The following is a 22982-nucleotide window of genomic DNA, read 5'->3' as shown; positions in this document are numbered from 1 at the left end:
GGTCAGCCCTCCGAAGGGGCGAGGCGCTTGAGCTCCGCCTCGGTCGAGTTGAGCAGGTCGATCCAGGCCGCCTCGAACTTGTCGACGCCCTCGTCCTCGAGCAGCTGCACGACGTCGTCGTACGAGACGCCGAGGCCGCCGATGGCGTCGAGCTCGGCGCGGGCCTGCTCGTAGGTACCGGCGATGGTGTTGCCGGTGATCTGCCCGTGGTCCGCGGTGGCGTCCAGGGTGGCCTCGGGCATGGTGTTCACCGTGCCGGGGGCGACCAGGTCGTCCACGTACAGGGTGTCCTTGTACGCGGGGTCCTTCACACCGGTGGAGGCCCACAGCGGACGCTGCTTGTTGGCGTGCGCCTTCTCCAGCGCGGCCCAGCGGTCCGAGGAGAAGACCTCCTCGAACGCCTGGTAGGCGAGCCGGGCGTTGGCGAGAGCCGCCTTACCCTTGAGCGCCTTGGCCTCGTCGGTGCCGACCGCGTCGAGCCGCTTGTCGATCTCGGAGTCCACACGGGACACGAAGAACGAGGCCACCGAGTGGATCTTGGAGAGGTCCAGGCCCGCGGCCTTCGCCTTCTCCAGGCCCGCCAGGTAGGCGTCCATGACCTCGCGGTAGCGCTCCAGCGAGAAGATCAGCGTGACGTTGACGCTGATGCCCTTGCCGATGACCTCGGTGATCGCCGGCAGGCCGGCCTTCGTCGCCGGGATCTTGATGAGCGTGTTCGGCCGGTCCACCAGCCAGGCCAGCTGCTTCGCCTCGGCGACCGTGGCCGCCGTGTGGTGGGCCAGACGCGGGTCGACCTCGATGGAGACCCGGCCGTCCTGGCCGTCCGTGGTGTCGAAGACCGGGCGCAGGATGTCGGCGGCGTCACGGACGTCCGCCGTGGTGATCATGCGGATGGCCTCGTCCACGGTGACCTTGCGGGTGGCGAGGTCGGTGAGCTGCTGCTCGTAACCGTCGCCGTGCGAGATCGCCTTCTGGAAGATCGAGGGGTTGGTGGTGACACCCACGACGTGGCTCTGGTCGATCAGCTCGGCGAGGTTGCCCGAGGTGATCCGCTTGCGCGAAAGGTCGTCGAGCCAGATCGCCACGCCCTCGTCGGAGAGGCGCTTGAGTGCGTCTGTCATGAGAATTGCATCTCCTACTAGTCGTATAACGGCGTCAGCGCGTGTAACGGCGTCAGCGCGTGACGGCGGCGAGAGATTCCCGGGCGGCGGCCGCGACGGCCTCGCCGGTGAAGCCGAACTCGCGGAACAGGACCTTGGCGTCGGCCGATGCACCGAAGTGCTCCAGCGAGACGATCCGGCCGGCGTCCCCGACGAACCGGTACCAGGTCAGGCCGATGCCCGCCTCGACGGCGACCCGGGCCTTCACGGACGGCGGCAGAACGCTGTCCTTGTACGCCTGGTCCTGCTCGTCGAACCACTCGACACACGGCATCGACACCACACGGGTCGGAATGCCGGCGGCCTGGAGCTCCTCGCGCGCCTCGACGGCGAGGTGCACCTCGGAGCCGGTACCGATCAGCAGGACCTGGGGCGCCGCGCTGTTCCCATCGGGCGTCTCGGCATCGAAGAGGACGTAGCCGCCCTTGGCCGTGTTCTCGTTCGCCTCGTACGTCGGCACGCCCTGGCGGGTCAGCGCCAGACCGTGCGGAGCGCCCTTGCCGAACACCTTGGTGTAGCGGCGCAGGACCTCGCGCCAGGCGAGGGAGGTCTCGTTGGCGTCGGCCGGGCGCACGACGTTCAGGCCCGGGATGGCGCGCAGCGAGGCCAGGTGCTCCACCGGCTGGTGGGTCGGGCCGTCCTCGCCGAGACCGATCGAGTCGTGCGTCCACACGTACGTCACCGGCGCGTGCATCAGCGCGGACAGCCGCACCGCGTTGCGCATGTAGTCGGAGAACACCAGGAAGGTGCCGCCGTAGATGCGGGTGTTGCCGTGCAGCGCGATGCCGTTCATGGCCGCGGCCATGGCGTGCTCGCGGATGCCGAAGTGGATCGTGCGGCCGTACGGGTCCGCGCCCGGCAGCGGGTTGCCCGCCGGGAGGAACGACGACGTCTTGTCGATCGTGGTGTTGTTCGAGCCCGCGAGGTCGGCGGAGCCGCCCCACAGCTCGGGCACGATCTCGCCGAGCGCCTGGAGCACCTTGCCGGAGGCCGCGCGGGTGGCGACGTCCTTGCCGGGCTCGAAGACCGGGAGCTTGTCCTCCCAGCCCGCGGGCAGCTCGCCCGCGGAGATCCGGTCGAACTCGGCGGCGCGCTCCGGGTTGGCGGTGCGCCACGCGGCGAACGTCTTCTCCCACTCGGCCCTGGCCTCGCGGCCGCGGTCCAGCGCCTCACGGGTGTGCGCGATGACCTCGTCGGCGACCTGGAAGGACTTCTCCGGGTCGAAGCCCAGCACCTTCTTGGTCGCGGCGACCTCGTCGTCGCCGAGCGCCGAGCCGTGCGCGGCCTCGGTGTTCTGGGCGTGCGGGGCGGGCCAGGCGATGATCGAGCGGGCCGCGATGAACGACGGCCGCGTGGTCTCGGCCTTGGCGGCCTGGAGCGCCTTGTACAGACCCGCGGGGTCCAGGTCGCCGCTGGGCAGCTGCGCGACGCGCTGGACGTGCCAGCCGTACGCCTCGTAGCGCTTCAGGGTGTCCTCGGAGACCGCGGTCTCCGTGTCGCCCTCGATGGAGATGTGGTTGTCGTCCCACAGCAGGACCAGGTTGCCCAGCTTCTGGTGCCCGGCCAGCGAGGACGCCTCCGCGGAGATGCCCTCCTGGAGGCAGCCGTCACCGGCGATGGCCCACACCATGTGGTCGAAGGGGGAGGTGCCGGGGGCGGCCTCCGGGTCGAACAGGCCGCGTTCGTAGCGGGCGGCCATGGCCATGCCCACCGCGTTGGCGACGCCCTGGCCCAGCGGGCCGGTCGTCGTCTCCACGCCGGTGGTGTGGCCGTACTCCGGGTGCCCCGGGGTCTTCGAGCCCCAGGTGCGGAAGGCCTTCAGGTCATCGAGCTCCAGGCCGTACCCGGCCAGGTAGAGCTGGATGTAGAGGGTCAGGCTGCTGTGGCCCACCGAGAGGACGAACCGGTCGCGGCCGGTCCACTCCGCGTCGGCGGGGTCGTGCCGCATCACCTTCTGGAAGATGGTGTACGCGGCGGGAGCCAGGCTCATGGCCGTACCCGGGTGGCCGTTTCCGACCTTCTGTACGGCGTCCGCGGCGAGGACGCGGACGGTGTCCACGGCCCGCTGGTCCAATTCGGTCCACTGGAGGTCTGTGGTGGTCGGCTTGGTGCTCACCCTGAGTCAGGGCTCCTCTCCACTGTCGTAAACCGGTGACTGTGACCGCACCGGGCGTTGTCGAGCCTACCCCCGTCCGGACCCGTGATTTCCGGGTCCTTCCAGGGTGCGGGCGGCCCGTCGAATCCGCCTCCCGTATGAGCGCCGGGCCCCTCTGATGGGTCACTCCGATGAGCGTGCGGGCTCACTCCTGAGGCCGCTCGGTGAGCGCGCCGGCGCACACCTGCGCGAGTGGTTCGAGACCTCGTGCGGACCGGCGCGCCGCTGGGACGCGGGAGTCGGTTCGCTTGTGTGCCGCAGCAACGCCGAGCGCCACATCAACACGACCGACCCCCGCGAAGGAGGGCCTGTCCCCAACGTCTACAGTGGTCTGGTTCGCGCAAGTCTTTACTGGGCCTTCACGCCCGGAGCTTGCTGGGATTTCTCTGTCAGGGGTGTGCGTGACGGCCGTCGAGTCCCGACCCGCAGGGGTCGCCTTGACTCCGAGCCCAGGGGGCCATCGCCCATTCGGGGCCCGTGTCAAGGCATTCGTGGCACTGACCAAGCCTCGGATCATCGAGCTGTTGCTGATCACCACTGTTCCGGTGATGTTCCTGGCCGCTCAGGGTGTACCCGACCTGTGGCTCGTGCTCACTACCACCATCGGCGGATACCTGTCCGCCGGCGGTGCCAATGCACTGAACATGTACATCGACCGCGACATCGACGCGTTGATGGACCGTACGTCGCAGCGCCCGCTGGTCACCGGCATGGTGAGCCCGCGGGAGTGCCTGGCCTTCGGCATCGCCCTCGCGGTGGTCTCGACGGTCTGGTTCGGGCTGCTGGTGAACTGGCTGTCGGCGGCCCTGTCGCTCGGCGCCCTGCTGTTCTACGTCGTCGTGTACACGATGCTGCTCAAGCGCCGTACGTCGCAGAACATCGTCTGGGGCGGCATCGCGGGCTGCATGCCGGTGCTCATCGGCTGGTCGGCCGTGACGAACTCGATGTCGTGGGCCGCGGTGATCCTCTTCGCCGTCATCTTCTTCTGGACGCCGCCGCACTACTGGCCGCTCTCCATGAAGGTGAAGGACGACTACGCGCGGGTCGGCGTCCCGATGCTCCCGGTCATCGCCTCCAATCGGGTGGTCGCCCGCCAGATCGTCCTCTACAGCTGGGTGATGGTCGCCGTCTCGCTGCTGCTGACCCCGCTGGGCTACACCGGCTGGTTCTACACGGTGGTGGCGCTGCTGACCGGCGGCTTCTGGCTCTGGGAGGCGCACGGCCTGCTGAACCGGGCCAAGGCCGGCGTGACCGGCGGGAAGCTCAAGGAGATGCGGCTGTTCCACTGGTCGATCACCTACGTCTCGCTGCTCTTCGTCGCCGTGGCGGTGGACCCCTTCCTGCGGTAGCACCCCCTCTGTTCGACCTGCCGACGGGCGGGGAGCGTGGCCCACGCCACGCTCCCCGCCCGTCGCACGTGGATCTACCGCTCGGTAGCATCCTGTGCATGGCAGAGACGGCTGAGACCCAGCAGGTGGACGGCAGGCAGGCGGCGCGCGCGGAGCGCAGGGCGGCCCGGCTGGCCAAGCAGATCGGTGCCTTCGCGAAGGCGCACGGCGGAGCCGAGGGGCAGCTCGCCTACATCGGGCAGACGGGCACCCGCATCGTCCTCGTCGGCGAGGACGGCGGCTGGGGCGACCTGGTGGCCCCCTCGTACGCGGTCGCCGAGAGCGCCGCGCGGAAGTCCGGGATCACCATGCACGAGTCCTTCGACGGCGAGTTCGCGGCGAAGGTCCACACGGGTCCGTACGAGTGGACCCGCATGGCCGGCATCCAGATCGGCGGCCCGGCGAACAAGGCCTGACGGCGGCGGCACGGACGCCGCGAACAGCACGGCGGAGGCCGGTCGGACAGATGTCCGACCGGCCTCCGCCGTGCTGTCTCCGTTCCCGGCCGGGCCGGACGCCCGTCCGGGAACCTAACTTTCACTTAATTAGTAATTAATCTTGACGGAGGGATGGGTGAGCCGTCACAGTCCTGTGCGTGGCGCCGCCCCGTGATCTCCGGAGGCCGGGCGCCGGATATCCCCAACTTCTGGGAGAATCAGTTGATTTCGCATGGTGCAAGGATGACGCCTGCCCGGCGCGCCGCGGCCGTTCTGGGTGCCGCGGTACTGGTCGCCGTGTCGGCGCCGGCCGCACACGCCGGCCAGCGGCCCGGCCCGGCCGCTCCGCCGTACTACGACAGCGGCCTCGCGCCGACCCCGTACATGGGCTGGAACACCTACTACGGCCTGGGCGCCCCCACCGAGGACCAGGTCAGGTCGGTCGCCGACCATCTGGTCAGCAGCGGCCTCAAGGACAGCGGCTACGACATCGTCTGGCTGGACGGCGGCTGGCAGGCCGACGACCCGCGGGACGACCGGGGGCGGCTGGTCGCCCACCCCGGCCGGTTCCCCTCCGGCATCCCCGCCCTGGTGGACTATCTGCACGAGCGCGGGCTGCGGGCCGGTATCTACACCGACGCCGGGACCTACGACGGCGGCAAGACCTGCGGGCTCGGCAGCCGCGGCCACTACCGCGAGGACGCCGAGCAGTTCGCCGGCTGGAAGGTCGACGCGATCAAGGTCGACTTCCTCTGCGGGATCACCGAGAAGATCGATCCCGGGCCCGCGTTCAAGGAGTTCAGCGACGCCGTCGCCAAGTCCGGCCGGCGCATGCTGCTCAATCTCTGCAACCCGCTGACCGACGACTGGGGCCTGCCGCACACCCCGGCACAGGACGCCCACAACGCCTACGTCTACGGCCCGACCACGGGCGACTCATGGCGGACCGGCACCGACATCGCCTGGGGCACCCCGACCGCCGGCCAGTGGCCGAACATCCTGCGCAGCCTGGACGCGAACGCCCGGCATCCGGAGGCTCAGGGGCCGGGTCACTACAACGACCCCGACTACCTGATCCCCACGCGCAAGCTGGCGGACGGCTCGTACGAGCTGACGCCGGAGGAGTCCACCACGCAGCTGGTGATGTGGGCCGAGATGAGTTCCCCGCTGGTCATCGGCTCGGACCCGCGCACCCTGCCGCGGGAGATGACCGACGCCCTGCGCAACCCGGAGATCATCGCGGTCGACCAGGACCCCCTGGCGATCCAGGGCGTGCGCGTCGCCACCGACGCCACCGGGGACGTCTACAGCAAGGTGCTCAAGGGCACCGGCAAGCGGGCCGTGGTGCTCCTCAACCGGTCCGACCGGGCCGCCGAGCGCACCGTGAGCTTCGCCGACGCCGGACTGGGCGGTCCGGTGGGCGTGCGGGACCTGCGGGCCAGGAAGGGCCGCGGCACGCACACCGGTTCGTACACCGTCCGGGTGCCCGCGCACGGCACCGCCTTCCTCGCGCTGAACGGCCGGGACGAGGCGCCGGGCACCTCGCTGGGCACCCGGTCCGACGCGAGTCCCGCGCTGGTGCGGGACGGCGACCTGCTGAGCGTGTTCACCCGGGGCGCCGACGGATCGCTCCAGCAGCGCGAAGGGCGCGACGGGCACTGGAACGCCCGGGCCACCGGCCTCGGCGGACCGACGCACGGCAGGATCGTGGGGGAGCCCGCCGCCTACGCCGCCGGGCGCGGCCGGATCGACGTCTTCGCCCGCGGCACCGATGACGCGGCCTACCGGATCTCGTACGCCGACGGCCGCTGGGACCGCTGGCAGAAGCTCGGCGGCGCGCTCGCCGACACCCCGGCCGCCGCGTACGACGGATCGGGACGCTGGACCCTGTTCGCCAGGGGCACCGACGGACGGATCCACAGCCGTGACGCCGCGACCGGCTGGACGGCGTTCGACGCGCCCGGGGGGACGGCGCTGTACGGGCGCCCAGCGGCCGCCACCGACGCGGCGGGGAGCACCCATCTGGCCGTGCGGGCCGACGACGACTCGGTGCGCACCCGGGTGCGGGACGCCTCCGGCCACTGGTCGGACTGGTCCTCGCTGGGCGGCACCGTGAGCGGCAGTCCCACGCTCGTCGCCACCGGGGGACAGGTCCGGCTCTACGTCCGCGCCGGCGACTACACCCTCTGGCAGCGCACCCACACCGCGACCGGCGGCTGGGGCGACTGGTCTCAGGAGAAGACCTTCGCCAGCGGGGCCTTCGACGGGGAACTCGCCGCCGTGGCAGGGCCCGACGGCGGAGTGCTGACGGCCTTCCGCGGTGTCGGCGGGCTCGTCCGGCAGGGCTCGGTCTGAGTGTGGACGCTGCCTGATCAGGGGCCGCGGACCACATAAGAATAAATAAATTAGTAATTAATCTTGACGGTGGCTCACTCGCCCCGTCAGTCTGTATCAGCCGAACGAGGGCCCGGCCGTCAGGGGGCCGGGCCCCGTTCCGTGGGCGCACAGGGAGTCCCATGAACACCACAGCAAAGAGCCGCCGTACCTTCCTCGCCGGTGCCGCGGCCGTCGGCGCCGCCGCGGTGACGAGCGGCTGCGTCGCCTCCTCGTCCAGCGGCGGGAAGGGGAGCTCGGGGGGTGCGGTCACCCTGCAGTCCAACCTCTCCGCACCGCAGGCGAAGTCCGCGATGAAGGAGGTCGTCGACGCCTTCAACAAGAAGGGCGGCGCGACGGGCTCGCTCAACACCGTCGCCTCGGAGACCTTCCGCACCCAGCTGCCGACCTACCTCACCTCGGCCAACCCGCCGGACCTCTACACCTGGTACCCCGGATCCGTCGCGGAGTCGTACGCCAAGAAGGACCTGCTGCTCGACGTCAGCGACATCTGGCAGAAGCCCGAACTGGCCGGCTACTCCGACGCGCAGAAGAAGCTCTGCACCGACTCGGCCGGCAAGAAGGTCTTCGTCCCGACCACCTACTACTGGTGGGGCGTCTTCTACCGGAAGTCCCACTTCGCCAAGTGGGGTGTGAAGGAGCCGAAGACCTGGGACGAGTTCCTCGACCTGTGCGACAAGCTCAAGAGCAAGGGCGTCGCCCCGATCGGCCTCGGCGCCGGCGGCAACACCCCATGGGTCGCCTCCTCCTGGTTCGACTACCTCAACATCCGGATCAACGGCGCGGCCTACCACCGCGACCTGCTCGCCGGAAAGCACCGCTTCGACGACCCCGAGGTCCGCAAGGTCTTCGACCGGTGGAGCGAGGCACTGCCCTACTTCGACCCCAACTCGACCGCGCTGCCCTTCCAGGACGCGACGACCGCGCTGCTCCAGGGCCGCACCGGCATGATGCTCATCGGCACCTTCTTCGCCGACGCCACGCCCAAGGAGCAGCTCGGCGACATCGACTTCTTCCGCTTCCCGGTCATCGACCCGAAGGTCCCGCTCGCCGAAGAGGCCCCGACCGACGGCTACTTCGCCAGCGCCCGGACCGGCCGCAAGGACGAGACCAAGGAACTCCTGCGCTACCTCGCCACCGCCGAGGCCCAGGAGATCTACCTCAAGGGCTCCTCCGGCACCTCGCTGCCCACCCACCCGGACGCGAAGGACAGCGGAACCCCGCTCGTCATCAAGGGCCGCAAGCTGATCGAGAGCGCCGCGGACATCACGCAGTTCTTCAACCGCGACTCCAGCGACGCCCTCGCACCCACCGCCGACACCGCACTCACCCGCTTCCTGGCCAAGCCCAAGGAGATCGGCTCGATCCTCACCACGTGGCAGCGGGACGCGCAGAAGATCTGGAGCCAGTGACATGGCGGTACTCACCGCACCCCGGAAGGAGACCCGGGAGCACACCGGGCACCGGCCCCCGGCCCGCAAGCGGGCCACCCGGGTCCCGCCCGTCGTCCTCGCCTTCGTCCTCGTACCGCTGCTCGCCGAGGCCTTCTGGGTGTTCTGGCCGGCGCTCCAGGGCTTCTACCTCGCCTTCACCAAGTGGGACGGGGTCTCCGCCCCGGAGTTCATCGGACTCGGCAACTTCCGCGAGATGTTCGGCGACGCGGTCTTCCGGACCGCCGCCCTGGACACCGTGATCTGGCTGCTGCTCTTCGGCGGCCTCTCCGCCGCCCTCGGCCTCGGCGCGGCCCTGCTGCTCCAGCAGGAACGGCGCGGCGTCGGCTTCTACCGTGCCGCGCTCTTCCTGCCCGTGGTGTTCTCGCTGGTGGCCACCGCGCTGGTCTGGCAGGCGATGTACCAGCCCGACGGGCTGATCAACAAGACCCTCGAAGCGGTCGGGCTCTCCGGCCTCACCCACGCCTGGCTCGCCGACCAGGACACCGCCCTGTACGCCGTGATCGTGCCCGCGCTGTGGCGCCAGATCGGCTACGTGATGGTGCTGTACCTCGCCGGCCTCAAGGGCATCGACCCGGTGCTCTACGAGGCGGCGAAGGTGGACGGCGCCACCCGCTGGCAGCAGTTCCGCCACATCACGCTCCCGCAGCTCAGCAGCGTCAACGCCGTCGTCCTGTCGGTGATCGTCATCGACTCGCTGCGCTCCTTCGACGTGGTGTGGGCGCTCACCCGCGGCGGCCCGTACCACTCCTCCGAACTTCTCAGCACCTACATGTACTCCACCGCCTTCCAGTCGCTGCGACTCGGCTACGGCTCCGCCCTCGCGGTCGTGATCTTCCTGCTCGCCTTCGGGGTGATCGCGTCCTACCTCGTCCGCGCCTTCCGGGAGGCCGACGCATGACCGCCACCCACACCCCGACCCCGCGCACCGGACCGGGACGGCGACGGATCTGGGGCACCGCCGGCTTCCATGCCAGTGCCGGACTGCTCGCGGTGCTCTGGCTGCTGCCCATCGCGCTGGTCCTCGTCACCAGCGTCCGGTCCTTCGACGACGTCGCCGCCCACGGAGTCGGCAGCCTGCCGCACTCCTTCACCCTGGACGGCTTCCGCCAGGCCTGGGTGGACGGCGGCCAGCAGCGCGCACTGATCAACAGCCTGCTGGTCACCATCCCGTCGGTGCTGCTGTCGCTGCTGCTCGCCTCGACGGCCGCGTTCGCGCTCAGCCGCTACGACGTGCCGCTGCGCCGCACGCTCCTGCTGCTCATGCTCGGCGGCAACCTGCTGCCCCCGCAGATCCTGCTGGTCCCGGTCTCCAAACTCAGCGAACTGCTGGGCCTGTACGACTCGCTGTACGCCCTCATCGGCGTCCAGGTCGGCTTCGGCATCGGCTTCTACGTCTTCGTGCTGCACGGCTTCATGCGGTCCATCCCGCCGGAGATCCAGCAGGCCGCCGTCATCGACGGCGCAGGCCCCTGGCAGATCTACACCCGGATCATCCTGCCGCTCGCCAAGCCCGCCATGGCCGCGCTCAGCGCCCTGTCGTTCACCTGGATCTTCAACGACCTGCTGTGGGCCATCACCGTGCTGCGCACCGACACCCGGATGCCCATCACCGCCTCGCTCATCGGACTCCAGGGCCAGTACGTCTCCATGTGGAACGTCATCGCGGCCGGTTCCGTCATCGCCGCGGCCCCGACCGTCATCGTCTTCCTCAAGTTCCAGCGCCACTTCGTGGCCGGCCTCAATCTGGGAGCAGTCAAGTGACCCCGCACGACCGGTGGCTGCTGCGCACCGAGAACACCACCTACGCGGTACGGATCGCCGGCGAGGGCCGCTGGGCCGAGCTCACCGCCTGGGGCCCGCACGGCGTCGAGACGGGCGAGTCGCCCTTCGCGCACCCGCACCGCACCCACTTCATCACCCCCGCCGACGCCGCCCCCGCGGAGTACCTGCCGTACGGGATGCGCCCCTTCACCGGCGCCGAACTCGTCGCCGGCCGCCACGGCCAGGACCGCGGCACCTGGTGGACCTTCGACTCCGCCACCGCGGACGGCGACCACGCCCTGCGCCTCGCCTTCACCGACGAGCTGCAGGGACTGCGCGCGGTCCTCTGCTACGAGACCGTGCCCGGCACCGACGTGATCCTGCGCTGGACCGAGCTGAGCTGCACCGGCGACGGGGAACTGCGGCTGGAACGCATCGACTCCGCGGCCGTCACCGTCCCCGTCACCGACGGAGCCCGGCTCACCTACCTCACCGGGCAGTGGTCCCAGGAGTTCACCCGTACCCAGCTCGAACTGACCCGCGGCCGCTTCGAGATGGCCTCCACCCAGGGCGTCCCCGGCCACGCCTACGTGCCCTGGCTCGCCGTCCAGGACGCCGCCGCCCCGGACGGCCACGACACTCCGACGTACGGCGTCGCGCTGGAGTGGTCCGGCAACTGGCACCTGACCGCCGACGCCGAACCCGGCGGCGCGGTACGGATCGCGGCCGGGCGGGTGCCCCACGAGGGCGCCGTCCGGCTCACCCCGGGCGACACCCTCACCACCCCCCGGCTGGCCTGCGCGTTCAGCCCGGACGGCCTCGACGGCCTGGCCCGGGTCTGGCACCGCTACGAGCGCCGGCTGAGCGGCGGCCGGATGGACCGCACCCGCAAGGTCCTCTACAACTCCTGGGAGGCGACCGGTTTCGACGTCGACGCCGCCGCCCAGCTCGAACTCGCCCGGATCGCCGCCGGCATGGGCGCCGAACTGTTCGTCGTCGACGACGGCTGGTTCACCGGACGGCACGACGAGAAGGGCGGACTGGGCGACTGGCACCCCGACCCGGCGAACTTCCCCGACGGCTTCGACCACTTCATCGACGAGGTCCGCGCCACCGGAATGGACTTCGGCCTCTGGGTCGAACCCGAGTCGGTCAGCCCGGCGTCCGCGCTCTACGCCGAACACCCCGACTGGGTCTACCGGATCGACGGCCGCCCCGCCACGCTCGTGCGCGAGCAGCTGCTCCTCGACCTCGGCCGCCGGGACGTCCAGGACTTCGTCATCGCCACCTTCGACCGGCTGCTCGGCGACCACGCCATCAGCTACCTCAAGTGGGACATGAACCGCCCGCCCACCGAGCGCGGCCGGCCCGGCGCAGGACCCGCCGGGGCGCAGGACCTGGACGCAGGGCACGTCGCCGGATACCTGCGCGTCCTCGACCACCTGCGCGACCACCACCCGCACGTCACGGTCGAGGGCTGCGCCGGAGGCGGCGGCCGCATCGAGCACGCCACCCTCGCCCGCACCGACGTGATGTGGCCCAGCGACAACACCGCCCCGCTGGACCGTCTCGCCATCCAGTTCGGCTATCTGCACGCGCACGCCCCGCACACCATGAGCTCGTGGGTCACCGACGCACCCGGCGTCTTCGACCCGCGCCCCCGCTCCCTGGCCTTCCGCTTCGTCACCGCCATGGCCGGGGTCCTGGGCATCGGCGCCGACATCCGCACCTGGTCCGCCGAGCAGCGCGCCGAGGCGGCCGTCTGGGTGAACCGCTACAAGGAGATCCGCGACGTCGTCCACCACGGCGAGGTCCACCTCCTCGGCACCCCCGCCGACGCCACCTGCGGAGTCCAGTACGTGGAACACGGCGGCGCCCGGATCGCCGTCACCGCCTGGAACACCGGCCGCCTGGACGGGGCGCCGCTCGTCCCGGGACGCCCCGCCCGGCTGCGCCTGCGCGGCCTGGACCCGGCCGCCCGCTACACCGACCAGCAGACCGGGGCCGTCCACAGCGGCGCCCATCTGCGGCACTACGGACTGCCGTTCGCCTGGACCGCCCGGTACGACGCCGAACTCACCGTCCTGATCCGGCAGTAGCCCGCCCGTCCGACGCACCGTCACTAGAGTCGCCGAGAACACGCACGAACCCGAGGAGTCGAGCCGCCCCATGAACGGAAACCCCCGCTTCGCCGACAAGGTGGCCGTGGTCACCGGAGCCGCCTCGGGCATCGGCGCGGCCACCGCGGAACGCCTCGCCGCCGAGGGCGCCGCGGTGATCCTCGCGGACATCGCACCGGACCCCGGCGAGCGCGTCGCCGCCGGCATCCGCGCCGACGGGGGCCGGGCCCTCTTCGTGCGTACGGACGTCTCCGACGAGGCCGACTGGCAGCGGACCGTGGACGCCGCGCACACCTTCGGACCCGTCGGCGTCCTGGTGAGCAACGCCTACACGGTCGACGTCACCCCCGCCCACGAGATGACCGTGGCCTCCTGGGAGCGGCAGCTCGCGGTGAACCTCACCGGCGCCTTCCTCGGCTTCCGGGCGGTCCTGCCCGACCTGCGCGCACAGCGCGGCGCCGCCGTCCTCACCTCCTCGGTCCACGCCCACAAGGGCATCCCCGGACACCCCGCCTACGCGGCCTCCAAGGGTGCGCTGCTCTCCCTGTGCGGACAGCTCGCGGTGGAGTACGGGCCCGAGGTGCGGGTCAACGCCGTGCTGCCCGGACCCATCCTGACCGCGGCCTGGGACCGGGTGGGGGAGGAGGACCGGCGCCAGAGCGTCGCCGAGACGGCCGCCGGCCGCTTCGGCACCCCCGAGGAGGCGGCCGCGGCCATCGCCTTCCTCGCCGCCGACGAGGCGTCCTACATCACCGGATCGAGCCTGCTCGTCGACGGCGGCTGGTCCGTCGTCAAGTCCTCGGCCTGACCGCCGCCCCAGCCCCCATCGCACAGCAGAAAGGCACACAGACATGACGCCATACGCGCGCCGCGGAGTGCACGGCCAGACCGTGGAGACTCTCGCGCGCCGGGTCCTGAGCGGCGAGATCCCCGAAGGGGCGACGCTCGACCTCGTGGCGCTCCAGGGCGAGCTCGACGTCAGCCTGACCGCCCTGCGGGAGTCCCTGAAGGTCCTCGCGGCCAAGGGGATCGTCGACGCGCGCCAGAAGCGCGGCACCTTCGTCAGGGCCCGCGCGGACTGGAATCTGCTCGACGCGGACGTACTGCGCTGGCAGTTCGCCGGCGGCACCGAGTCCGGCGCCGACCTGGCACTGCTGCGCAACCTCGGCGAGGTCCGCGGCATCATCGAGCCGGCCGCCGTCCGGCTCGCCGCCGCCCGGCGCACCGAGGAGGACCTGGTCACCCTGGAAGCCGCCATCACCGCGATGGGCGAGCAGGAGGGCGGCGCGGCCCACGCGGTCGAGGCCGACCTCGCCTTCCACCGCGCACTCCTCGCCGCCACCCACAACGAACTGCTGGAACGCATGGAGATGGTCATCGAGTCCGGCCTCGCCCACCGCGACGAGATCGTGCACAGCTCCCAGCACGGCGAGGACCCCGTACCCAGCCACCGGGCCGTCCTCGACGCCGTGCGCGACCGGGACCCGGACGCCGCGGAACACGCCATGCGGGCCCTGCTCGACCAGGCCGTACGCGACCTCGACCGGGTGCACGGCACCGGAGCGGCCACCGACGAGGGGAACGCGGACCGGTGAAGATCACCCGTATCGAGACCTTCCTCGTACCGCCGCGCTGGCTGTTCTGCCGGATCGAGACCGACGAGGGCGTCGTCGGCTGGGGCGAACCCGTCGTCGAGGGCCGCGCCGAAGTGGTCCGGGCCGCCGTCGACGTCCTCGCCGAATACCTCGTCGGCCAGGACCCGCTGCGCATCCAGGACCACTGGCAGGTCCTCAGCAAGGGCGGCTTCTACCGCGGCGGGCCGGTCCTCTCCAGTGCCGTCGCCGGAATCGACCAGGCGCTGTGGGACATCGCCGGGAAGACTTACGGCGCCCCCGTGCACGCCCTGCTCGGCGGCCCCGTGCGCGACCGGGTCCGCGTCTACGCCTGGGTCGGCGGCGACGAACCCGCCCGGCTCACCGAGGAGATCACCGCCCAGGTCGAGGCCGGCTTCACCGCCGTCAAGATGAACGCGGCGGGCCGCACCGCCCCCCTGGACACCCCCGCCGAGACCGCCGCCGTCGTCGAACGGGTCGCCGCCGCCCGCGAGGCGCTCGGACCCGGCCGCGACGTCGCCATCGACATGCACGGCCGGTTCGGCCCGGCCGGGGCCCGCCGGGTCCTCCAGGCCATCGAACCGCTGCACCCGCTCTTCGTGGAGGAACCCCTCCTGCCCGAGCTGGGCCACCTGCTGCCCGCCCTCGTCGGCGCCACCTCCGTCCCCATCGCCACCGGCGAACGGCTCTACGGACGCGCCGACTTCCTGCCCGCGCTGACGGCCGGGATCGCGGTCGCCCAGCCGGACCTCTCGCACGCCGGAGGCATCTCCGAGGTCCACCGCATCGGCTCGCTCGCCGAGACCTACGGGGTGCAGCTCGCCCCGCACTGCCCCCTCGGCCCGATCGCCCTCGCCGCCAGCCTCCAGATCGCCTTCGCCACCCCGAACTTCCTCATCCAGGAACAGAGCCGCGGCATCCACTACAACAAGGACGCCGACCTGCTCAGCTACGTCGTCGACACCGAACCCTTCCGCTTCGAGGACGGGCACGCCCGGCGCGGCGTCCTGCCGGGGCTGGGCATCACCGTCGACGAGAACGCCGTACGCGCGGCCGACCGGACCGGACACGCCTGGCGCAACCCGGTGTGGCGGCACGACGACGGCGCCTTCGCCGAGTGGTGAGCGCCATGGCCCCCCTGCGGATCGGGACCGACCCGGTACACGGCGGCCGGTGGACCTCCCTGTACGCGGCCGGACGCGAATGGCTCTGGCAGCGTCCGGAGCCGCGCCGCGCCGGTGTCCGTCCCGGCGACGCGTTCGCGGACGCCGGGGGTCTGGAGGAGTGCGTACCGACCGTGCGCGGCACCCCCGACCACGGCGACGCCTGGGCCCGGCCCTGGCGGCGGGGGGCCGACGGCACCGAGTCCGTCGACTGCCCCGACTTCCGGCTCGGCCGGCGGATCCGGACCGACGGGCACCGGGCGGTGGCCGACTACCGGCTCACGGCCGCACCCGGTTACCGTTTCCTGTGGGCCGCCCACGCCCTGCTCGACCTCGCTCCGGGTGCCCGCATCGGAATCCCGGACGGCACCCCGGTCCGCCGCTACCCGGACGGCGGCGCGGACTGGACGCCCTGCTCCTGGCCCGCCGGCCTCGACCGGCTCGGCCCGGACGACGGCACCGCCGTCGGCGCGGTCGTCGAGACCCGGCAGGTGAGCGTCCACGACGGAACAGCCGTGCTGCGGATGGCCGTGGAGGCCGAGGGGCAGCCGGTGTCCGTCGCCCTGTGGCGCAACCTCGGGGGCTTCCCCGAGCAGGAGCCGTACCGCTCGGTCGGGGTCGAACCGATGCTGGGCCGGGTCTTCGGCCTGGCGGCCGCCGGCGAGGGCGACGCCGCTGTCGTCCCGGCCGGCGGCGAGGTCCGCTGGCGCCTCACCGTGACCGCGGACACCACAACCGCCGTACAGAACCGATAGGAAGGGAACCCGCACGTGGAGTTGCTGACCGAGCTGCGCACCCACCGGATCGTCGCCATCGTGCGCGGCGACGACGCGGACGCCGCACTCAGGACCGTACTCACCCTGGCCGAGGAGGGACTGCCCCTCATCGAGGTCTCCCTCAGCGGCAAGGACGCGCTCGACGTCATCCGCCGGGCCCGCGCCGCACTCGGACCGTCCGCACCCCTCGGGGCCGGCACCGTCCTGACCGCCGGGGACGCGGCCGCGGTGCACGAGGCGGGGGCCGACTTCGTCGTCACCCCGGCCGTCTGCGAAGGCGTCACCGAGGCGAAACGGCTCGGGCTGCCCGTGCTGGCCGGCGTGATGACGCCGAGCGACATCGTCGCCGCGCGGCGGCTCGGCGCCGACGCGTACAAACTCTTCCCGGCCGCGCAGGCCGGCGGCCCGGGCTATTTGAAGGCGCTGCGGGGACCGTTCCCGGACCTGCCGTTCGTACCGGTCGGGGGAGTGGACGACGGGGCGGCCCGCGACTACCTCGCCCTGGGCGCGACCGCCGTGGGCGTCGGCTCCCCGCTGATCGGCGACGCGGCCGACGGCGGCAGCACCGACGCGCTGCGGGCACGCACCCGGGCCTTCCTCGACGCCGTGCGCCTCCCCGCGGACAGCGGACGATGACCGCCGGCACACCGGCCGTGCGGTGGGCCGACCGGCTCGGGCTCGGCGAGGGCATCCGCGCGGTCGACGGCCGCATCGTCCTCGTCGACATCCTCACCGGACGGCTGCTGTCCGGCCCCGGCGACGGCACGGCCCCGCTCACCGAACTGGCCCGGCTCGACACCCCCCTGGGCGCCGTCGCCCCGGTCCACGGCCGCCCCGGCCACTGGATCGCCGCCGCCGGAACGGGCGTCTGCCTGATCGCCCCGGACGGCAGCCCCGAGTGGCTCGCCCGCCCCGAGGACGGGGCCGCCACGGCGATGCGGATGAACGACGCCACCGCCGATCCGCAGGGCCGGTTCTGGGCGGGCAGCATGTCCTACGACGCGGACGAGGGCGCGGGCTCCCTCTACCGGACGGGCCACGACGGCTCCGTGACCCGGGTGCTGGACGGCCTGACCGTGCCCAACGGCCCGGCGTTCACGGCGGACGGCACCGTGATGTACCTCGCCGACAGCGCGAAGGGCGTCATCCGCCGCTACCCGGTGGACCCGGCCGGCGGTCTGCCGGGGGCGCCGGACACCTTCGCCTCGTTCGGCGAGGGCAGCCCGGACGGTATGACGGTCGACGACGAGGGCGCCCTGTGGACCGCGGTCTGGGGCACCGGCACCGTCCACCGCTACCGCGCCGACGGAACGCCCGACCGGCAGATCCGGCTCCCCGCATCGCAGCCCGCCGGGCTCTGCCTCGACGGGGACACCCTGTACATCACCAGCGCCCGGCACGGACTGGCCGCACCCGGACCGCTGGACGGCGCGGTGTTCGCCGTGCGCGTCGAGGTGCCGGGCCCGCCGGCCGCCGCCTACCGGCAGGGGAGTGCCACATGACCGCGACCGCCCGGCCCCCGGTCACCTGCATCGGCGAGACCATGGCCGCACTGGTGCCGGAACCGGCCGCCCCGCTGGAGGGGTCCGACCGGCTCGGGGTACGGATCGCAGGCGCCGAGTCCAACGTGGCGGTGTACCTCGCCGACCACGGGATCCCCGCCCGCTGGGTCTCCTCCCTCGGCGACGACCCGTTCGGCCGCCGCATCCGCGGTGAGGTCGCCGCGTCCGGTGTCGACGTCAGCGGGGTGCGCACCGACCCGCACCGCCCGACCGGACTCCTCGTCAAGGACCCCGGCCCCGACGGCACCCGGGTGCACTACTACCGCCGCGGCTCCGCCGCCTCGGCGCTGACCCCGGAGCTGCTGGAGGACGAGGCCGTGCGCACCGCCGGGCTCATCCACCTCAGCGGCATCACCCCGGCCCTCTCGGCGAGCTGCCACGAGCTGGTCGCCGCGCTGCTGGAACCCCCGGCGGACGAACGGCCGTGCCCCGTCAGCTTCGACGTCAACCACCGGCCCGCCCTCTGGCCGGAGGGCACGGCCGCGACCGTGCTGCTCGGCTTCGCGCGGCGGGCGGACATCACCTTCGTCGGCCTGGACGAGGCCCAGGCCCTGTGGGGCGGGCACCTGGCCGACGCGGCCGCCGTGCGCGAGCTGCTGCCCGGGCCCCGCGTCCTCGTGGTCAAGGACGGCGGCCGGGCGGCCACCGCGTTCGACGGCGACCGGGTCCACACGGTGCCCGCGCCCCGGGCCGGGGTCGTCGAACCGGTGGGCGCCGGTGACGCGTTCGCCGCCGGGTACCTCGCCGGGCTGCTGCGCGGCGAGGACACCGTACGGGCGCTGCGGCTCGGACACCTCACCGCGGGCGCCGCGCTGCGGGTCACCGGTGACCACGGACCGCTGCCGGACCGGGACCGGCTGGCCGCGCTGCTGGACGCGGGGGCGGCCGAATGGGCCGCGGGAACGGACGGGAGGTGAAGACGACGGGGGCTGCCGGGTAACCGCCACGTTGCGAACTCTTTACAAGCGCTCGGCAATCGATCTTTAATGGGGCACACGGCGCAGCCGGTACCGGACGGTCCCCCAGGGCCCCGGCCCCCACCCGCGGATCGCCGTGCCACAGCTTCATCGTCCGGCGGTCGGCGGCCCTCACCGGGGCCCGGCCGGCGCCGGCCGGGCCGACCGGCCCACTCACTCCCGCCCATGACCTCAGGGCCTGCCCCTGAAGTCTGACAACGTTGTCATGCCGTCTTCAGTCCTCGTCCCATTCCTTCAGCCAGGAGGCCGGAGTGCCGGAACAACCCGCTGACACACCTCTGGACAGCGATGCCGGGCCAGCAGTGGACACCCCCGCGGCGGAGCGCGTCTCCCCGTTCTCCCGGCGCCGCTTCCTGGCGGCCAACACCACGGTGCTGGCGGCCTTCGGGATCAGCGCCGCGCTGCCCGCCTCCCTCGCCGCCGCGGCCGACGGCAAGGGCCGGCCCGGCGGGGCCGCGGCCGAACTCGCGGCGGCCCGCCCGGTCAAGGTCTCGTCCACCGCGTACGCCGCCACCGCGCCCGAGTTCGCCGTCGACGGCATCGCCGTACCCGGTGTCCGGGGAACCGGCTGGCGGGCCGGGCCCGGCGACCCGCAGTGGATCTCCGTGGACCTCCAGGCCCGGTGCTCCGTGGAGTCGGTGGAGCTGGTCTTCGAGGCCGCCGTCGACGACCCGCCCTTCGTCCCCGGCACGGGCGGCAACCCCCGCGACGGCACGGACGGCAGCGAGATCCTCTCCAGCTGTGCGGTCGCCTTCACCCTTGAGGTGTCCGAGGACGAGCGGACCTGGACCACCGTGCACCGCGCCACCGACGGCCGCGGCGGCGCCATGACCATCGCGCTCGACAAGCCGGCCACCGCCCGCTGGGTCCGGCTGACCGTCACGAAGCGCTCCAACGACAATCCGCTCGGCCTCAACGGCTTCCGGATCCACGGCCGCACCACGGGCAGGCGCCCCGCAGCGGAGAGCTGGACCGACTGGTCGATGCCCCGCACCCCCGCGCCCGCCCTGGCGGTCGCGGCCGACGGCACCGTGCCGCTCGAATCCGGCTGGGCGCTCACCATGGACGACTTCGCACCCGCCGACGACGGCAAGGTCGTCTCCGGCTCGGGCGTCGACATCGCGGACTGGCTCCCGGCCACCGTCCCCGGCACGGTCCTGGCCTCGCTCGTCGAGCAGAAGCACCTGCCCGACCCGGTGACCGGCCTCAACAACCTCAAGGTGCCCGAGGCCCTGTCCCGGCACTCCTGGTGGTACCGGCGCGCGTTCCGGCTGCCGCGCGGTCTCGACACCGGCCGCGGCCGCCGGATCCGGCTGGAGTTCGACGGGGTCAACCACGCGGCGCAGATCTGGCTCAACGGCACCCGGGTCGGCTCCATGAGCCACCCCTTCGCCCGGGAGTCCTTCGACATCACCGACGCGCTGCACGACGACGCGCGCACGGACAACGTCCTGGCCGTACGGATCAGCCCCATGCCCCTGCCGGGCAGCCCGGCCGACAAGGGCCCCGGCGGCGAGTCCTGGCTGGACGCCGGCGCCACGATGATGATGCGCAACGGACCGACGTACCTCTCCGTCTCCGGCTGGGACTGGATGCCGCCGGTGCGTGACCGTGCCGCCGGCATCTGGAACCACGTACGGCTGCGCTCCACCGGCGGTGCCGTCCTGGGCGACCCGCAGATCACCACGACGCTGCCGGACCTGCCCGCGCTCGACGTGGCCGAGGTCGGCCTCACCGTGCCGGTCCGCAACACCGGCACCGAGGCGCTGCGGGTCACCGTGCGCGCCGCGTTCGGCGACGTGCGCGTCGCGAAGACCGTCACCGTGCCGGCCGGGAAGAGCGCCGACGCCGTCCTGACGCCCGAGGAGTTCCCCGCCCTGCGGGTGCGGCGGCCGAAGCTCTGGTGGCCCAACGGCTACGGCAGCCCCGACCTGTACGACCTCACGCTGAAGGCGGAGACCGGCGGTGCGGTCACCGACCGCCGCGCCCTGCGCTTCGGCATCAGGCAGTTCGGCTACACCTACGGCATGCCGGTCGACTTCGTCGCCGGACACGGCAGCCAGACCGTGGAGTTCGACGCCCGGCAGGCCCGCTACGTGCGCCTGGTCGGGACCGAGCGGGCGACCGACTGGGGCATGTCCCTCTGGTCGCTCTCGGTGTACGGCGACGCCGACCCCGACAAGGACCTGGCCCGGGACGCGAAGGCCGATGCCTCCTCGTCGGACGGCACCGGCCCCGCCTCCAGCGTGTTCGACGGCGACCGCACGACCCGCTGGGCCTCCGAGTTCGCCGACGGGGAGTGGATCCAGGCCGACCTCGGCACCGCGGCCTCGGTGAACCGGGTGGTGATCGACTGGGAGACCGCCTACGCCAGGAAGTTCGTCATCCAGGTCTCGGCGGACGGCCAGGAGTGGACGGAGGCCAAGAGCGTCGAACAGCCGCCGGTCCGCCAGCTCCAGATCACCGTCAACGGCACCCGGGTGTTCTGCCGCGGCGGGAACTGGGGCTACGACGAACTGCTGCGCCGCGCCCTGGACGGCCGCACCGAGGACACCGTGCGGATGCACCGTGACATGAACTTCACGATGATCCGCAACTGGGTGGGCAGCAGCAACCGCGAGGAGTTCTTCGCCGCCTGCGACGAGAACGGCCTGCTCGTCTGGAACGACTTCTGGAACGGCTGGTCCATGGACCCGCCGGACCACCCGGAGTACCTGCGCAACGCCCGCGACACCGTCCGCGCCTACCGCCACCACCCCAGCATCGTGGTGTGGTGCGGTTCCAACGAGGGCACCCCGCCCGCCGACATCGACACCGGTGTGCGGGAGCTGGTCGCCGCCGAGGCGCCGGGCATCCTCTACATGGGCAGCTCGGCCGACGGCGTGGTCAAGGGCCGCGGCCCCTACAACTGGGTCGACCCCGCCTCGTACTTCCGCACCGGCGACTTCGGCTTCCACACCGAGATCGGCATGCCCGTCCTGCCCGTCGAGGAGTCGATGAAGAACCTCGTCGGCGACGAGCCGGCCTGGCCCGTCGGCGACGTGTGGGGCGCCCACGACTGGGCCCGCAAGGGCAACCAGCAGCCGCAGGGCTACCAGGCGGCGATCGAGGAACGGCTGGGGACGGCGACCGGCCTCGCGGACTTCACCCGCAAGGCCCAGCTGATCAACTACGAGAACGGCCGCGCGATGTTCGAGGCGTGGAACACCCGCCTCTGGGACAATGCCTCCGGGCTCCTGCTGTGGATGTCCCACCCCGCGTGGCACAGCACGGTCTGGCAGACGTACGACTACGACCTGGACGTCAACGGCTTCTACCACGGCGTCCGCAAGGGCACCGAGCCCGTGCACGTCCAGGTGAACCCGGTCGACTGGCGTACCGGCGCGGTCAACCACACCACCCGTGCCGTCAAGGGCGCGACCGTCACCGCGACCCTGTACGACCTGCGCGGCCAGCGCCTGGGCAAGCCGGTGCACAGCACCGTCGACCTCGCCCCGTCGGCCGCGGCGTCCGGGGACGTCGTTGCCTTCGGCGACGCGCTGCCCGCACTGCACCTGCTGCGCCTGGAGCTGCGGGACGCGCACGGCTCGCTGCTGTCGCGCAACACCTACTGGCGCTACCGCGAGACCACCGATCTCGGCGCGCTGAACAAGCTGGCCCGCACCCGGGTCACGGTCCGTTCGGTGCGGGACGCCTCCGGCCACGGCCACGGTCCGGGCGGGAAGCTGAAGGCGGTCGTCCGCAACGACGGTGCCACCGTCGCCGCCATGGTGCGGCTCTCGCTGCGCGACCGGCGCACGGACCGGCGCGTGCTGCCGGCCTACGTCAGCGACAACTACCTCTGGCTGCTGCCCGGCGAGGAGCGCGAGATCGATGCCGAGTGGAGCCACGACACCGAGGGCCGGGCCCGCCCCCGGCTCGTGGTGGAGGGCTACAACGTGTCGCGCTCGGTCACCGGATAGCGCTCGGACGCCGGTCCCCGGGCAGGTCAGGCTGCGCGGGGACCGGAAGAGGTCCGGCCC

General features: G+C 72.3%; 17 protein-coding genes. 15 read left to right on the top strand and 2 right to left on the bottom strand.

Annotated elements, in window-relative coordinates:
- Window positions 1-2: 2 nt before the first annotated feature.
- Both tal and tkt read right to left on the bottom strand, forming a co-directional pair.
- Window positions 3-1121 (bottom strand): transaldolase, encoded by a 1119-nt coding sequence (gene tal, locus OG408_RS09910; protein WP_266777413.1) that lies wholly within the window; start codon window positions 1119-1121, stop codon window positions 3-5.
- Window positions 1122-1173: 52 nt separating this feature from the next.
- Entirely contained in the window at window positions 1174-3276 is a 2103-nt protein-coding gene (gene tkt, locus OG408_RS09905; RefSeq protein ID WP_285565398.1) for a transketolase, read from the bottom strand.
- Between the two features lie 434 nt (window positions 3277-3710).
- Here tkt and OG408_RS09900 point away from each other — a divergent pair, with 434 nt between their 5' ends.
- The 15 genes from OG408_RS09900 (at window position 3711) to OG408_RS09830 (ending at window position 22922) form a co-directional block, all read left to right on the top strand.
- Window positions 3711-4664: a heme o synthase gene (locus OG408_RS09900; RefSeq protein ID WP_266777409.1), complete on the top strand. Its 954-nt coding sequence runs from the start codon at window positions 3711-3713 to the stop codon at window positions 4662-4664.
- Between the two features lie 98 nt (window positions 4665-4762).
- Window positions 4763-5119 (top strand): hypothetical protein, encoded by a 357-nt coding sequence (locus OG408_RS09895; protein WP_266777407.1) that lies wholly within the window; start codon window positions 4763-4765, stop codon window positions 5117-5119.
- A 264-nt stretch (window positions 5120-5383) separates the two neighbouring features.
- Window positions 5384-7495, top strand: coding sequence for a glycoside hydrolase family 27 protein (locus OG408_RS09890; protein WP_326669414.1), 2112 nt, complete (start codon window positions 5384-5386; stop codon window positions 7493-7495).
- A 161-nt stretch (window positions 7496-7656) separates the two neighbouring features.
- Window positions 7657-8946, top strand: coding sequence for an ABC transporter substrate-binding protein (locus OG408_RS09885; RefSeq protein ID WP_266777403.1), 1290 nt, complete (start codon window positions 7657-7659; stop codon window positions 8944-8946).
- A 1-nt stretch (window position 8947) separates the two neighbouring features.
- Window positions 8948-9886: a carbohydrate ABC transporter permease gene (locus OG408_RS09880; RefSeq protein WP_326669411.1), complete on the top strand. Its 939-nt coding sequence runs from the start codon at window positions 8948-8950 to the stop codon at window positions 9884-9886.
- Window positions 9883-10749, top strand: a complete 867-nt coding sequence (locus OG408_RS09875) for a carbohydrate ABC transporter permease (protein WP_266777399.1) — start codon at window positions 9883-9885, stop codon at window positions 10747-10749. Before OG408_RS09880 ends, OG408_RS09875 begins: the two co-directional genes overlap by 4 nt.
- Window positions 10746-12848, top strand: coding sequence for an alpha-galactosidase (locus OG408_RS09870; RefSeq protein ID WP_326669408.1), 2103 nt, complete (start codon window positions 10746-10748; stop codon window positions 12846-12848). The genes OG408_RS09875 and OG408_RS09870 overlap by 4 nt, the downstream gene beginning before the upstream one ends.
- A 70-nt stretch (window positions 12849-12918) precedes the next feature.
- A complete protein-coding gene (locus OG408_RS09865; RefSeq protein WP_326669406.1) occupies window positions 12919-13677 on the top strand; it encodes an SDR family NAD(P)-dependent oxidoreductase in 759 nt (252 codons plus the stop codon).
- A gap of 43 nt (window positions 13678-13720) precedes the next feature.
- Window positions 13721-14464 (top strand): FadR/GntR family transcriptional regulator, encoded by a 744-nt coding sequence (locus OG408_RS09860; RefSeq protein WP_285572600.1) that lies wholly within the window; start codon window positions 13721-13723, stop codon window positions 14462-14464.
- Window positions 14461-15606: a galactonate dehydratase gene (gene dgoD, locus OG408_RS09855; RefSeq protein ID WP_326669403.1), complete on the top strand. Its 1146-nt coding sequence runs from the start codon at window positions 14461-14463 to the stop codon at window positions 15604-15606. Before OG408_RS09860 ends, dgoD begins: the two co-directional genes overlap by 4 nt.
- A gap of 5 nt (window positions 15607-15611) precedes the next feature.
- Window positions 15612-16400 carry a hypothetical protein gene (locus tag OG408_RS09850; protein WP_326669401.1) on the top strand — a complete coding sequence of 263 codons (789 nt, stop codon included), beginning with the start codon at window positions 15612-15614 and terminating at the stop codon, window positions 16398-16400.
- Between the two features lie 15 nt (window positions 16401-16415).
- Window positions 16416-17057, top strand: a complete 642-nt coding sequence (locus tag OG408_RS09845; protein ID WP_266777388.1) for a bifunctional 4-hydroxy-2-oxoglutarate aldolase/2-dehydro-3-deoxy-phosphogluconate aldolase — start codon at window positions 16416-16418, stop codon at window positions 17055-17057.
- Window positions 17054-17923, top strand: a complete 870-nt coding sequence (locus OG408_RS09840; protein ID WP_326669399.1) for an SMP-30/gluconolactonase/LRE family protein — start codon at window positions 17054-17056, stop codon at window positions 17921-17923. Before OG408_RS09845 ends, OG408_RS09840 begins: the two co-directional genes overlap by 4 nt.
- Complete coding sequence (locus OG408_RS09835; RefSeq protein WP_326669397.1) at window positions 17920-18900, top strand: sugar kinase; 981 nt, start codon at window positions 17920-17922, stop codon at window positions 18898-18900. Before OG408_RS09840 ends, OG408_RS09835 begins: the two co-directional genes overlap by 4 nt.
- Window positions 18901-19262: 362 nt before the next feature.
- Window positions 19263-22922 (top strand): discoidin domain-containing protein, encoded by a 3660-nt coding sequence (locus OG408_RS09830; protein ID WP_442806127.1) that lies wholly within the window; start codon window positions 19263-19265, stop codon window positions 22920-22922.
- Window positions 22923-22982 lie beyond the last annotated feature (60 nt).

Origin of the sequence: Streptomyces sp. NBC_01257 (assembly GCF_035917255.1) — a bacterium.
GTDB lineage: Bacteria > Actinomycetota > Actinomycetes > Streptomycetales > Streptomycetaceae > Streptomyces.
This window is presented reverse-complemented; position numbering and strand designations above follow the sequence as displayed.

What these genes read in the sequence shown, in the direction of transcription:
- tal (WP_266777413.1), bottom strand. Translation starts at nt 1,121, where the DNA reads ATGACAGACGCACTCAAGCGCCTCTCCGACGAGGGCGTGGCGATCTGG.
- OG408_RS09895 (WP_266777407.1), top strand. Translation starts at nt 4,763, where the DNA reads ATGGCAGAGACGGCTGAGACCCAGCAGGTGGACGGCAGGCAGGCGGCG.
- OG408_RS09890 (WP_326669414.1), top strand. Translation starts at nt 5,384, where the DNA reads ATGACGCCTGCCCGGCGCGCCGCGGCCGTTCTGGGTGCCGCGGTACTG.
- OG408_RS09885 (WP_266777403.1), top strand. Translation starts at nt 7,657, where the DNA reads ATGAACACCACAGCAAAGAGCCGCCGTACCTTCCTCGCCGGTGCCGCG.
- OG408_RS09880 (WP_326669411.1), top strand. Translation starts at nt 8,948, where the DNA reads ATGGCGGTACTCACCGCACCCCGGAAGGAGACCCGGGAGCACACCGGG.
- OG408_RS09875 (WP_266777399.1), top strand. Translation starts at nt 9,883, where the DNA reads ATGACCGCCACCCACACCCCGACCCCGCGCACCGGACCGGGACGGCGA.
- OG408_RS09865 (WP_326669406.1), top strand. Translation starts at nt 12,919, where the DNA reads ATGAACGGAAACCCCCGCTTCGCCGACAAGGTGGCCGTGGTCACCGGA.
- OG408_RS09860 (WP_285572600.1), top strand. Translation starts at nt 13,721, where the DNA reads ATGACGCCATACGCGCGCCGCGGAGTGCACGGCCAGACCGTGGAGACT.
- OG408_RS09850 (WP_326669401.1), top strand. Translation starts at nt 15,612, where the DNA reads ATGGCCCCCCTGCGGATCGGGACCGACCCGGTACACGGCGGCCGGTGG.
- OG408_RS09840 (WP_326669399.1), top strand. Translation starts at nt 17,054, where the DNA reads ATGACCGCCGGCACACCGGCCGTGCGGTGGGCCGACCGGCTCGGGCTC.
- OG408_RS09835 (WP_326669397.1), top strand. Translation starts at nt 17,920, where the DNA reads ATGACCGCGACCGCCCGGCCCCCGGTCACCTGCATCGGCGAGACCATG.